General features: G+C 63.8%; 13 protein-coding genes. 3 read left to right on the forward strand and 10 right to left on the reverse strand.

Annotation, left to right across the window (positions count from 1 at the left end):
- On the forward strand, nucleotides 1-566 hold a 566-nt coding region (locus tag JSE7799_RS05985; protein WP_144431579.1), incomplete at its 5' end, for a DDE-type integrase/transposase/recombinase.
- A 493-nt stretch (nucleotides 567-1,059) separates the two neighbouring features.
- Here JSE7799_RS05985 and JSE7799_RS05990 read toward each other — a convergent pair.
- A complete protein-coding gene (locus JSE7799_RS05990) occupies nucleotides 1,060-2,079 on the reverse strand; it encodes a Fe(3+) ABC transporter substrate-binding protein (protein WP_055662817.1) in 1,020 nt (339 codons plus the stop codon).
- A gap of 69 nt (nucleotides 2,080-2,148) precedes the next feature.
- Nucleotides 2,149-2,949 (reverse strand): nucleoside triphosphate pyrophosphohydrolase, encoded by an 801-nt coding sequence (gene mazG, locus JSE7799_RS05995; protein ID WP_055662818.1) that lies wholly within the window; start codon nucleotides 2,947-2,949, stop codon nucleotides 2,149-2,151.
- A gap of 57 nt (nucleotides 2,950-3,006) precedes the next feature.
- Between mazG and JSE7799_RS06000 the strand changes: the two genes are divergently transcribed.
- Nucleotides 3,007-4,185 carry a M20 aminoacylase family protein gene (locus tag JSE7799_RS06000; RefSeq protein ID WP_055662819.1) on the forward strand — a complete coding sequence of 393 codons (1,179 nt, stop codon included), beginning with the start codon at nucleotides 3,007-3,009 and terminating at the stop codon, nucleotides 4,183-4,185.
- A gap of 9 nt (nucleotides 4,186-4,194) precedes the next feature.
- On the opposite strand, the gene gluQRS is transcribed toward JSE7799_RS06000, so the two are convergent.
- The 5 genes from gluQRS to gyrA form a co-directional block, all read right to left on the reverse strand.
- The gene (gluQRS, locus tag JSE7799_RS06005; RefSeq protein ID WP_055662820.1) at nucleotides 4,195-5,013 is read right to left on the reverse strand and encodes a tRNA glutamyl-Q(34) synthetase GluQRS; all 819 of its coding nucleotides are present in this window, start codon (nucleotides 5,011-5,013) and stop codon (nucleotides 4,195-4,197) included.
- Complete coding sequence (locus JSE7799_RS06010; RefSeq protein WP_144431580.1) at nucleotides 5,010-5,258, reverse strand: hypothetical protein; 249 nt, start codon at nucleotides 5,256-5,258, stop codon at nucleotides 5,010-5,012. Before JSE7799_RS06010 ends, gluQRS begins: the two co-directional genes overlap by 4 nt.
- Complete coding sequence (gene trmFO / locus JSE7799_RS06015; protein ID WP_055662822.1) at nucleotides 5,222-6,577, reverse strand: methylenetetrahydrofolate--tRNA-(uracil(54)-C(5))-methyltransferase (FADH(2)-oxidizing) TrmFO; 1,356 nt, start codon at nucleotides 6,575-6,577, stop codon at nucleotides 5,222-5,224. The genes JSE7799_RS06010 and trmFO overlap by 37 nt, the downstream gene beginning before the upstream one ends.
- A 256-nt stretch (nucleotides 6,578-6,833) precedes the next feature.
- Nucleotides 6,834-7,688 carry a LysR family transcriptional regulator gene (locus JSE7799_RS06020; RefSeq protein ID WP_055662823.1) on the reverse strand — a complete coding sequence of 285 codons (855 nt, stop codon included), beginning with the start codon at nucleotides 7,686-7,688 and terminating at the stop codon, nucleotides 6,834-6,836.
- 116 nt (nucleotides 7,689-7,804) lie between these two features.
- Entirely contained in the window at nucleotides 7,805-10,567 is a 2,763-nt protein-coding gene (gene gyrA, locus JSE7799_RS06025; RefSeq protein WP_055662824.1) for a DNA gyrase subunit A, read from the reverse strand.
- A 219-nt stretch (nucleotides 10,568-10,786) separates the two neighbouring features.
- Between gyrA and JSE7799_RS06030 the strand changes: the two genes are divergently transcribed.
- Nucleotides 10,787-11,062 (forward strand): usg protein, encoded by a 276-nt coding sequence (locus tag JSE7799_RS06030; RefSeq protein WP_245624812.1) that lies wholly within the window; start codon nucleotides 10,787-10,789, stop codon nucleotides 11,060-11,062.
- Between the two features lie 9 nt (nucleotides 11,063-11,071).
- Here the strand turns inward: JSE7799_RS06030 and JSE7799_RS06035 are convergent, their stop codons facing one another.
- From JSE7799_RS06035 to JSE7799_RS06045, 3 genes are all read right to left on the reverse strand, one after another.
- Nucleotides 11,072-11,569 carry a disulfide bond formation protein B gene (locus JSE7799_RS06035; protein WP_245624813.1) on the reverse strand — a complete coding sequence of 166 codons (498 nt, stop codon included), beginning with the start codon at nucleotides 11,567-11,569 and terminating at the stop codon, nucleotides 11,072-11,074.
- On the reverse strand, nucleotides 11,566-12,144 hold the full coding sequence (locus JSE7799_RS06040) for a YqaA family protein (protein ID WP_055662825.1): 579 nt from the start codon (nucleotides 12,142-12,144) through the stop codon (nucleotides 11,566-11,568). The genes JSE7799_RS06035 and JSE7799_RS06040 overlap by 4 nt, the downstream gene beginning before the upstream one ends.
- Before the next feature lie 161 nt (nucleotides 12,145-12,305).
- A partial coding sequence (locus JSE7799_RS06045; protein ID WP_144431581.1) for an integrase core domain-containing protein occupies nucleotides 12,306-12,635 on the reverse strand: 330 nt, incomplete at its 5' end.

Here is a 12,635-nt window from a genome sequence, read left to right on the forward strand (position 1 = left end):
ACCTCCACATCGACGTGAAATACCTGCCGCAAATGGCCGATGAGACCCGCCGCCGTTACCTCTTCGTGGCCATCGACCGGGCGACCCGATGGGTCTTCATCCGTGTCTTCCCGGCAAAGACCGCGGCCAACGCACGGCGCTTCCTGCGCGATCTGGAGCGCGCCTGCCCGTTCCGCATCCGCACCATTCTCACCGACAATGGCAAGGAGTTCACCGACCGCCTTTTCGGCCTGCGCAAGCGGACTGCCACGGGAGAGCACGCGTTCGACGCGCTTTGCGCCGCCCTCGACATCGACCACCGCCTGACCCCGCCGAAGTCGCCGCAGACCAACGGAATGGTCGCGCGCTTCAACGGCCGGATCGAAGAGGTCCTGCAGAGCCACCATTTCCGATCAGGCGAGGACCTGGAGACCACGCTCCACCGATACGTCTGGCTCTACAACCAGCAGCTCCCGCAATCAGCGTTGGCCAGCAAGGCGCCCTTGCAGGCCATGAAGGACTGGCACAAAATCAAGCCAGAGCTGTTCAAGAAACAGCCATACTACCTTCCGGGATGTGACACTTAAGCATGCTGTTCGCCGAAGTTTCCGCGGCGGACAATGAGTGGAGCAATACCCGTCGCTCCACTGCATTATACCAGTCAAAGATAATCATTTGTCGATTCGAATGGAATCAAGCGGGCGAGGAGCTCTCGATTATCCTTGATCATAGAAACGCTATTCAAATGCGGCTCGTGCGACGGGATCGCCGTAATTCCCCGTGAAAAACTGCGAAATGCAGGATCGGCCAAGGCCTCGCGATGTAAAACACGCTTTCTTGCGGCAGTGTCTCGCTGGCCATCTGACTTAACGGAACCCGCAAAAGGACCTTTTCGAGCGGGAGAGTGCTGAAAGAGTCTATGAAACGGTGAAAGGCTCCAAGTCTGAAACGGCAACTGTGGGCCGATCCTCAGAAAGCGGTGGGATTGACCGTTTGATCAGAGATTATCCTGACCGAGTAGCGGCTGCCGGATCAAGCGCCTTGATACAGCGCTTGGAACGGCAGCCTGCGGTCTTTGGCTCAGTTGCCGGGGCCGGCGTCGAAATCGACCTCCTCGACGAGCTTCAGCGCTTCGGCGCGGTGGCTGGCGATGGCGGTCAGGTCGGTATCGTCGGGCGTGAAGCTGCCCCAGGAAGCCACGAGTTCCGATGGCTCGGCGCCCACGGCAACGGGATATTCGTTCACGACCTCGGCGTAGATTTCCTGCGCCTCGGGGGAGGAAAGGTACTCCATGAACTCAAGCGCCGTATCGCGGTTCGGTGCGCCGGCCGTCATCGCCACGCCGGAAATGTTGACGTGCGTTCCGCTGCCGTCTTTGAACTCGGGGAATTCGATACGGACCGCATTGGCCCATTCCTGCTGCTCCGGGTCGGCCAGCATCGCACCCATGTAGTAGGTGTTGCCGATCGAGATGTCGCATTCACCGGCCCAGATCGACTTGACCTGCGCACGGTCGTTGCCCTCCGGAGCCTTGGCGAGGTTCGACTTCACGCCTTCAAGCCACTCGCGCGTTTCTTCGACGCCGTTATGTTCGATCATCGCGGAGATCAGGCCGATCGTGTAGACATGCGTGCCCGAGCGGGTGCAGATCCGGCCCTCCCACTTCGGGTCGGCGAGGTCTTCGTAGGTGGTGACCTCGTCTTCGCCCACGCGCTCCTTGCTGGCATAGACGATGCGGGCCCGCGTGGTCAGTCCGAACCAGTGACCGTCGTCGTCACGCATGGCGTCGGGGATGTTGGTGGAGAGGACTTCGCTCTCGACTGCTTGGGTGACACCGGCATCTTTCGCCTCCGAGAGGCGGGAGATGTCGACGGTGAAGATCAGATCGGCGGGAGAGCGGCCGCCCTCTGCCTGCAGACGCTCGGTGATGCCTTTGTCGATATACACGATGTTGACCGTGTGACCGGAAGCTTCCTCGAATCCCGACACGAGCGGGGCGATCAGCTCGGGCTGGCGGTAGGAATAGACATTCACCTCGGCGGCAAATGCGGGCGCGGCGATTGCCAGGGCCGTGGTCGTAAGGATGGTGGTGCGAAGCATCGGAGGCCTCCTGTTGAAAGATGGGCCCCATATTCCCGACTAAAACAATCAGGTCAATCCCGATTATTTTTATCGCTCTTTTTTACGCAGTTTCGCGGCGTCCCACAGCGCATCCATCTCCGCCAGGTCCGACTGCGCCGGGGTTCGCCCCTCCGCCGACAGGGCGTCCTCAATGGCCTCAAACCTGCGCTGAAACTTTGCATTCGCACCGCGCAGGGCGCCTTCGGGATCGACGCCGAGATGGCGGGCGAGGTTCGCCATGACGAACAGGAGGTCGCCCATCTCCTCCGTGACTTCGCTGGCCGTGAGGTCTTCGCGGGCCTCGACGAGCTCCGCCGCTTCTTCGCGCAGCTTGTCCAGCACCGCCACCGTCTCGTGCCAGTCGAACCCCACCCGTGCCGCGCGGTTTTGCAGCTTCACCGCGCGCAGCAACGCAGGCAAGCCAAGCGCCACACCATCGAGCGTGCGGCCCGTGCGCTCCTTCGCCTTGGCGGCCTCCCAATCGGCGACCTGCTGTTCGGCCGACTTCTCCCGGCTGGCCTCGCCCCAGATGTGCGGGTGGCGGTCAACCATCTTCTGGGCGACCCGATCCGCGATCGTGTGGAAGTCGAAGCGTCCTGTCTCCTGACCCATCCGCGCATGGTAGACCACCTGGAGCAGGAGGTCGCCCAGCTCCCCTTCCAGCTCGTCCCAAGCGTCCCGCTCGATGGCGTCGGCCACCTCGTAGGCTTCCTCGATCGTGTAGGGGGCGATGGAGGCGAAGTCCTGCTCGATATCCCACGGACACCCCGTCTCGGGGTCGCGCAGCCGTGCCATGATGGCCAGAAGTCGGGGCAGCCCGCCACCGGGTGTGGTGCAGATGTCGTCCATTGCGTCTCCTCCGCTGCCGGTGTCATCTGCGATTAGCCGCACGCAAAGGACAAGCCCATGCCCGTCATCAACTCGATCGCCGCAATGGAGCCGGAGATGCGCGAATGGCGCCGTTGGTTGCACCGCCACCCGGAACTGGGCTTCGATCTGCCCGAGACCGCGCGGTTCGTGGCGGAGAAGCTGCGCGCCTTCGGTGTCGACGAGGTGCATGAAGGGATTGCGCAGTCTGGCATCGTCGCGATCATTGAAGGGCAGGGGGACGGGCCCACCATCGGCCTTCGGGCCGACATGGATGCGCTGCCGATCAACGAGGCCACCGGCGCCGAACACGCGTCGCAAAATGCGGGATACATGCATGCCTGCGGCCATGACGGGCACACGACGATGCTGCTGGGCGCGGCAAGATATCTCGCCGAGACGCGCAACTTCACCGGCCGCGTCGCGCTGATCTTCCAGCCGGCAGAGGAGGCCGGCGGCGGCGGTGACGTGATGGTCCGCGAAGGCATCATGGATCGGTTCGACATCGCGCAGGTCTTCGGGATTCACAACACGCAGGGCGCTGAAGAGGGCGCGTTCATGACGAATTCCAGTGCGGTGCTCGCCGCTGTGGACGAGTTCAACTTCACGATCCGCGGCGTCGGCGGGCACGGCGCCCTGCCGCACGAGACGAAGGATCCTGTCGTGGCGGCGCTCGGCCTCGGGACCGCCCTGCAGACGGTGGTGACTCGAAACCATTGCGCGACCGACGACCTCGTCCTCTCGGTCACGCAGATCCACACGGGCAGCGCGAACAACATCATCCCCGCGGAGGCGAAGTTGTCCGGCACGGTCCGCACCTTCGATCCGGCCGTCCGCGACATGGCCGAACGTCGCATCCGTGCGATCGGGGAAGGTATCGCCGCAACCTACGACGTTGCGGTCGATCTGCTTTACGACAGAGGCTATCCGGCGACGATCAACGACCCCGACAAGGCCGCGCTTGCCGTGCAGGTTGCCCGCGCGGTGGTGGGGGATAATCGCGTCGATCCCGACGCCGTCCGCGAGATGGGTGCGGAGGATTTTTCATACATGCTGCAGGCACGCCCCGGCGCCTATGTGTTCCTAGGGACAGGGCCGGGCGCGTCGTTGCACCACCCGGAATACGACTTCAACGATGCGGTGGCGCCGATCGGGGCCAGCTTCTTCGCGCGTTTGGTGGAGACGGCGCAGCCCGCGGCAGGTGCAGCGTCCGCCTGACCGGCGGGATCAGGGAGCGATGCGGCTTTCGCGCAGACGCGCCTGCAATGCGTCCGCACTCCATCCCGCGTCGCGATAGCTGGCGATGGCGCGCGCGTCGTCGCGCTTCGCCAGTCGTCGCCCGGCTCCGTCGCGGACAAGGTCGTGGTGGTGGTAGTTGGGCGTCGGCAGCCGGAGGAGCCGTTGTAGCGCGACGTGGACCGGCGTCGCCTCGGCGAGATCCGCGCCCCGTGTGACCAGATCGATGCCCTGCACAGCGTCGTCGACCACAACGGACAGATGATAGCTCGTGCCGAAATCGCGACGGGCGACGACGACATCGCCGATCGTTTCGCGAAACGTCGCGCCATTCATCCTGCGCGGGGTATCCCGCTCACGCCAGGCGAGATCGCCGATGGCCCCCGCGTCCAAGCGCAGGGCGACGCCTTCGGGCCGAGATCCCGCACGCGACGCGTTGCGGCATGTGCCGGGATAGACGACCCCGTCCGGGCCCAGGAGCGGGGCACCCTCCTGCGGCGCGGAAGCGGCGGCCAATATGTCCCGCCGACGACATTTGCAGGGGTAGAGGAGACCGTCGGACCAAAGCTGGTCCAAAGCTGCATCGTAGGCGGCCATCCGCTCGGTCTGGCGCATCACCGGGCGAGGCCAGTCGAGGCCGAGCCAGCGGAGATCGTCATAGATCGCCGCCTCCCACTCAGGCTTCGAGCGCTGACGGTCGATATCTTCGATCCGCAGAAGCATCGTCCCGAAGTCGTCGGCCACCATAGCCGCCCAAGCGTGGCCCAGATGCAGTGGCCCGGTCGGCGAGGGCGCAAACCGGGTGATCACAGATGGCAACGGGTGCAGGTTTGGGTGTCCTGCACTTCAGTCAGGGGGGCTGGCTTGAAGCGCGCCTGTTTCAGCCGGAACATGCCGTTGGCCTGAAGGGCCCTCCAGAATTTCCAGAGGACGACTCGCGCCTCCACAATCTCATCAAGACCGGTCCGCCCGGACTGCCGGAAGAATAACGCGACGATGGCCGGCGCATGAGCAAAATTCACTCCGCAGCCTTGGCTGCCGAATGCCCCAGCCATTCCGTCCAGTCCACCTTTGCCCGGTCGGTGTAGAGCTTGTAGCGCGCGGGCCGATTGCGACGTCCGCCGCGCGCATCGACCGGCGGGAAGAGGCCGAAATTGACGTTCATCGGCTGGAAAGACTTTGCGTCCGCACCACCGGAGATATGCGACACGAGGGCGCCGACGGCCGTGGTCGGGGGAATCTCCGGCAGCGTTTCGCCGCGCATTTCCGCCGCCGCGAGACGGCCGGCAAGCAGACCCATGGCGGCGCTTTCGACATAGCCTTCGACGCCCGTGATCTGTCCGGCAAAGCGGATGTTTGGCCGCGACCGCAGCCGCATCTGCCCGTCCAGCAGCGTCGGAGAGTTGATGAACGTGTTGCGGTGAATCCCGCCAAGCCGCGCAAACCGCGCCTCCTCCAGCCCAGGAATCATGGCAAGAACAGACTTTTGCACACCGTACTTCATCTTGGTCTGGAAGCCGACGATATTGTAAAGCGTGCCAAGCGCGTTGTCGCGGCGCAATTGCACCACGGCATGGGCCTTCACTTTCGGCTGATGCGGATTAGTCAGCCCGACTGGCTTCATCGGACCGTGGCGCAGCGTCTCGCGGCCGCGCTCAGCCATGACCTCGATGGGAAGACAGCCATCGAAGTAGCCCGCCGTCTCGCCCGGCTTGAACTCAGCTTTCTCGGCCGCAAGGAGGGCATCGATAAAGGCTTCGTACTGATCGCGATCCATCGGGCAGTTGATGTAGGCGGTGCGTTCCGCTTCCGTCTCGCCCTTGTCGTAGCGCGACTGGCGCCATGCCTTCCTCATGTCGATCGAGTCGAAATGCACGATCGGTGCGATCGCGTCGAAGAAGGCCAGGCTCGCCTGACCCGCCTCAGCCGCGATGGCCTGTGCCAGCCCACAGCCCGTCAGCGGCCCCGTGGCGATGATCCAGCTGCCGTCGCGCGGCAGGGTCGTCACCTCTTCGTCCACGACCTCAATCAACGGATGCGCGAGCAGGCGCTCCGTCACCGCTTCGGCAAAGGGATCACGATCGACCGCCAACGCGCCGCCCGCGGGCAGGCGGTGGAGGTCGGCCATCTCCATGATCAGGCCGCCGGCGGCCCGCATCTCCCAATGCAGAAGTCCGACGGCATTCTGCTCGTCATCGTCGGAGCGGAAGGAGTTCGAGCAGACCATCTCGGCCAGCGAGCCGGTGCGGTGCGCAAACGTCCCGACACGCGGCCGCATCTCATGAATGGTGACGGGTACGCCAGCCTGTGCGGCTTGCCATGCGGCCTCGGATCCGGCCATTCCGCCGCCGACGATATGAAGTCTTTCTGTCATGCCTGTCAGATAAGGCGTGCGGCCCCCCGGGGAAACCCCGTATGAAAAAGCCGCCCGGAAGGGGCGGCGCGGCACGCCTTGCGTGGAAGTCTTCTCGTTTTGCGGGTCAGGGCCTGCTCGTATCCTGCCCCTGTTCCGGTCGTTCGGCGCCGGATGCCTCATTGCCTGTGCTGCCCCGCAGATCGGACCCTAGGGTCGTGCGGCACAGGGCGCATACCTTCAATTCCGCAAAACCGTTTTCAAGAAAATGATATAGCTACTCGCTCGCCGGGCGGATCGTCTCGCCCCCACTATTGGCACAGAACCAGTCAACCACGGCGCGCAACGTCGAGTCGCCGTGCCGCGTTTCGTGGTACGTGATCCACAGCTCTCCGCGCAGATCGTTGTCGGGAAGATCCGCGAGGACCAGCCCGTATTCATCCTTCACCAGAAAGTCGGGCAGCAGGCCGGGCAGGCCTGTGTTTCGCACCATGTTGAGCGCCATAGGCATCTCCTCGACGCGGTAGCGGGGCAGGCGGCTCGCCTTCTTGTAGACCTCGCGCAAGAGATCAGCATCGGGATAGCGGTGCGACAAGCCGATCCACTCGCCGTCGAGCACATGGTCAGGCCCGTGATAGATGCGCATCGAAAAGTCACGGAACTTCCGTGCCTTGAGCCGCCCGCCATCCGGCCGGCCGATCCGCACCTGAATATCCGCTTCGCCCAATCCCTGTGCAAATGTCTTGTCGCTCAAGGTCAGCAAGACCTGCGGAAGGTATTCCGCCAGCTCAGACGTCCGCGGCAGCACGAATTCCTGATGAACGGCGGGCGGAGCCGCGATCTCGATCGGAACAACGCCCTCGCCGAGACGGGAATGCACGTTGGCCATCTCGGTCCTCAGGCGGTGGTCAAATTCCTCGGCAATCGTGGCAAGCCGGTCAGCCGTCTCGGTCGGCACGAAGATGCCCGCCCGCTTCTCGAAAAGCGGAACGCCCAGTTCCTGGCTCAGTCGTTCGATCCGCCGAGAAACAGTGGCGACGTTCGTGTCGAGATAGCGCGCCGCGGCCGACATTGTCCCGTGACGTTTCATGGCGAGGACGAACTTGAGATCGTCCCAGTTGTCGAGCGTCATTGGCGACCTCCCAGTCAGTGGCGGCGTCCAATCGACAGACGGTCGATACCATCGCCACAAAAGCGGTTTAACGCGACCTTATCGTGCAAAACCGCCAACAGGAGCATGACGCCGCGTCAGTTTGCCGCGTCACCTCCATCGCCCAGTGCCTCATCCACCTCGTCGGACTGATCGGCGACGCGCGCGACCGACACGACCCGCTCGCCCCGGCGCGTGTCGAACACCTTCACCCCACCGGCACTGCGCGAGCGGAAGCTGATTCCGTCGACGGGCACGCGGATCGATTGTCCGGTGGAGGTTGCCAGCATGATCTGGTCGTCGAGATCCACGGGGAACGCCGTGATGATCGGGCCGCCACGCGCCGCCTTGTCCTGCGCGCCGACGCCCATGCCGCCGCGTCCACGTACCGGATAATCATGGGACGACGACAACTTGCCCGCGCCCCCCTCGGTGATTGTCAGGATCAGGTCCTCGGCCGCCGACATCTCGGAGTAGCGCTCGGTCGAGAAGTTCGGATCGGCTGGCGCCTCCTCCTCCTCGGCCTCGGCGTCGTCGCCAAGACCCGCCATCGCACGGCGCATCTTGAGATAAGCCGTCCGTTCCTCGCTGGTCGCGTCGAAGTGCCGGATGACGGCCATCGAGACGACCGCATCGTCTTCGCCCAAACGAATGCCTCGCACGCCGACCGAGGCGCGGGAATTGAAGATCCGGACATCGGTCGCGGGGAAGCGGATCGCGCGGCCCGAACGGGTCACCAGCATCACGTCGTCATCGTTCGACGCGATCCGCGCGTTGATGAGCTTCCAGCCTTCGCTCTCGCCCTCGAACTTCATGGCGATCTTGCCGTTGCGCATGACGTTGGCGAAATCGGACAGGGCATTGCGCCGGACTGTTCCGTGGTCGGTGGCGAAGACGACCTGCAGGTCACCCCAATCAGCTTCGTCCCGGTCCACGGGCATGATCGCGGCGATTCCCGTTCCGATCTGGATCGGCAGCAGGTTGACGAGCGCCTTGCCCTTGGCCGTCCGGCCGCCCTGCGGCAGGCGCCAGGTCTTGAGCTTGTAGACCATTCCATCGGTCGTGAAGAACAGAAGCGGCGTGTGCGTGTTGGCCACGAAGAGGGTCGTGACGACGTCCTCCTCCTTGGTGGCCATGCCGCTCAGCCCCTTGCCGCCGCGTTTCTGCGCGCGGAATTCCGCGAGAGGCGTCCGCTTTGCGTAGCCCGATTGAGTGATTGTGACGACCATCTCCTCGCGCTCGATGAGATCCTCGTCATCCATATCGCCGGACCAGTCGGTGATCTCCGTCCGGCGCGGCACGGCGAATTGTTCACGGACCTCGCGCAGTTCGGTCGAGATGATCTCGAGGATGCGGGCACGCGAGCCGAGGATGTCGAGATAATCCTTGATCTTCGCGGCCAGAGCTTCGAGTTCATCGGTGACTTCCTTCACGCCGATCTGGGTCAGGCGTTGCAGGCGCAACTCAAGGATCGCGCGGGCCTGCCGCTCCGACAGGTTGTAGGTGCCGTCCTCGTTTATCTTGTGGGTCGGATCGTCGATCAGGCGAATGTAATCGGCGATATCGTGGGCCGGCCAGCGCCGCTCCATCAGCTTCTCGCGCGCATCGGCCGCGTCCGCCGAGGCGCGAATCGTGGCGACCACCTCGTCCACGTTGCTGACCGCCACGGCTAGACCGCAAAGCACGTGCGAGCGGTCCCGCGCCTCGTTGAGCAGGTATGCCGTGCGGCGCGCGACGACCTCCTCGCGGAATTCGAGGAACGCGGTGAGGAACCGGCGCAGCGTAAGCTGCTCCGGCCGGCCGCCATTAAGCGCGAGCATGTTGCAGGCGAAAGACGTCTGCATTGGCGTGAAGCGGAACAGCTGGTTCAGAACGACTTCGGCCGTCGCGTCCCGCTTGAGTTCGACCACGACGCGCACGCCGACGCGGTCGGATTCATCCTGAACGTGGGCGATCCCCTCGATGCGCCGTTCCTTGGCGGCCTCGGCGATCCGCTCGATCATCGTGGCCTTGTTCACCTGATAGGGGATCTCGTCGAGGACAATGGCGAAGCGGTCCTTTCGGATCTCCTCCACCCGCGTGCGCGCACGCATGATGACGCTGCCGCGACCTTCCAGATAAGCTTTGCGGATGCCGGAGCGTCCGAGGATCATGCCGCCGGTCGGAAAGTCCGGCCCCGGCACGATCTCCATCAGCGCCTCGTCCGACGCATCCGGATGCTCGATCAGGTGAAGGCAGGCGTCGACCACCTCGCCCAGATTGTGCGGCGGAATGTTGGTAGCCATACCGACCGCGATGCCGCCAGCGCCATTGACGAGCATGTTGGGGAACCGCGCCGGAAGGACAGTCGGCTCCCGCTCCTTGCCGTCGTAGTTCGGCTGGAAATCGACCGTGTCCTTGTCGAGATCGAGCAGCAGCATCTGCGCGGCCTTGGCAAGTCGGCTTTCGGTGTAGCGCATGGCAGCCGCGTTATCGCCGTCCATCGAGCCGAAATTGCCCTGACCGTCGATCAGCATCAGCGACATCGAAAAGTCCTGCGCCATCCGCACAAGGGCCTCGTAGATGGCCGAGTCGCCGTGCGGGTGATAGCTGCCCATCACGTCGCCCACCGACTTGGCGGATTTCCGGTAGGGTTTGTCGTGGGTGTAGCCGCCCTCCATCATCGCGTAGAGGATGCGGCGGTGAACGGGTTTTAGCCCGTCGCGCAGGTCGGGAATCGCACGCGAAATAATGACCGACATGGCGTAGTCGAGAAACGACGTCCGCATCTCATCGACAATCGCGATCTGCGGCCCGTCATGGGCCATCGGCACGCGAGGGGGCTCGTTTTCGTTCTCAGGGGTTTGCGGGTCGTCGTTCATGCGAATTTTCGCCTCGGCCGGAATCCATATCTTGTTGAGACATCCTGTAGCATCCCCCTCATCTGGTCTCAACGGGTTCGGTTGTCGGAACGTGGGTCAGAGGCGCGCAGCCGCTCCCGAAGCAGCCGTCTGGAAGGAGTGCCAACGGTTTATTTTCATTGACGAAAGCCGGGATCGCCGCGTTTCATCGGGACGGGGGCCGTAAAAGGAGCGTTCCAGATGACCTGCGAAATGTCCGAGACCGAGATGATGATGAAGGGCTACGGCCTCACGACGGCCGAGATGTTCTATCGCATGCCCGATCATCCGCACGTCCTCAACACTTTCATCTGGCAGGATTACGATCTCGCGCCCGATCACCCGCGCCTGTTCCGGTTCATCGAATATTGGGGTGAGGAGATCGAGGGCCCGCTTCACTCCGTGCGCTTCAGCCACCGCAAGCTGATTGCCGCCGGCGAATGGCGCAATGTCGTGGGGGAATTCACCCTGCACTGACCCGAGGGGCTATGGCGTGACGCGGCCCGTCGAGGGGCGCGAGGCCGCAACCGCCCAGATCACCGCCAGCCCAAGGGACAGCACGCCATTCCATCCCGCCATCGTCAGACCGAGCTGCCAGACGATGTCGTCGCACAGGACGACGCTATCGGCGATCTCGGTCGATAGCAGATCCGCGCCCGAGAATGCGCCCAAACCTTCGCCGCCGCCGGTGCAGCTCGACGGGCCCTCCCACCAATCCTGCTCGACGCCGGCATGGAAGAACCCGAGCCCTGCCGTGATGAGCGCGGCCAGACCGGCAAGCGCGGCCGTGACACGGGGCGCGACTCCGGCCAGCGCGGCGACGCCAAGCACGATTGCGGCCGCGTGGGGCCAACGCTGCCACAGGCACATTGCGCAGGGGGCGTATCCGGCTAGCTGGAACACGAATGCCCCGCCCAGCAATCCCGCGTGACCGAGCGTGGCGAAGGCAAGGAGGCGCCGTCTGGAAAAGCGGTCGAGAATCACAAAAACCTCAGGACATAGAACGCGCCGAACAGCATCACCAAGAAGACGGTGAAGACCAGTCCCAACTGGCGTTCGATGAAGCCGCGTACCGGGGCACCGAAAGCCCAGAGCAGGCCCGCCACGATGAAGAACCGAAGGCCCCGCGCAATTACCGAAGAAACCAGGAAAACGGGCAGCGACAGCGCAGTCGCGCCCGACATGATAGTTATGACCTTGTAAGGGAAGGGCGTGATACCTGCCGTGAGCACGGCCCAAGCCCCCCATTCGTTGTAGCGTTCGGTGAACGCGTCAAACCCGTCCGCCTTGCCGAGCGCGATCAGGATAGGTTCGCCGATCGCCTCCATCGCGAAATAGCCGATTGCATAGCCCGCGACGCCGCCCAGCACGCTTGCCAACGTGCACACGCCCGCGATCAGCCATGCACGGTGCGGTGCCGCAAGAATCATCGGGATCAGCAGCAGGTCAGGCGGAATCGGGAAGAAGGAGCTTTCGGCGAAAGATATTGCCGCGAGAACCCAAAGCGCGTGGGGATGCGCGGCCCATGCCAAGGTCCAGTCATAAAGGCGGCGGATCATGCGTGCCGGTCACACGGAACCACCGCAGGGTCAAGTGAGATTGATGGGATTTGGAGCCAAGGCATGCGCCAGGGAAGGTGGCATGGCCGCAGCAAGAGTACGGGCACTCGGAATATCTGACGATCCGGCGAGACGTCCAAGAAAGCCACAGGCAGTATCGGTTACCTCTCACATCCCGGAAGGTAGTATGGCTGTTTCTTGAACAGCTCTGGCTTGATTTTGTGCCAGTCCTTCATGGCCTGCAAGGGCGCCTTGCTGGCCAACGCTGCTTGCGGGAGCTGCTGGTTGTAGAGCCAGACGTATCGGTGGAGCGTGGTCTCCAGGTCCTCGCCTGATCGGAAATGGTGGCTCTGCAGGACCTCTTCGATCCGGCCGTTGAAGCGCTCGACCATTCCGTTGGTCTGCGGCGACTTCGGCGGGGTCAGGCGGTGGTCGATGTCGAGGGCGGCGCAAAGCGCGTCGAACGCGTGCTCTCCCGTGGCAGTCCGCTT

It is taken from the genome of Jannaschia seosinensis, assembly GCF_001408515.1.
GTDB classification, from domain to species: domain Bacteria; phylum Pseudomonadota; class Alphaproteobacteria; order Rhodobacterales; family Rhodobacteraceae; genus Jannaschia; species Jannaschia seosinensis.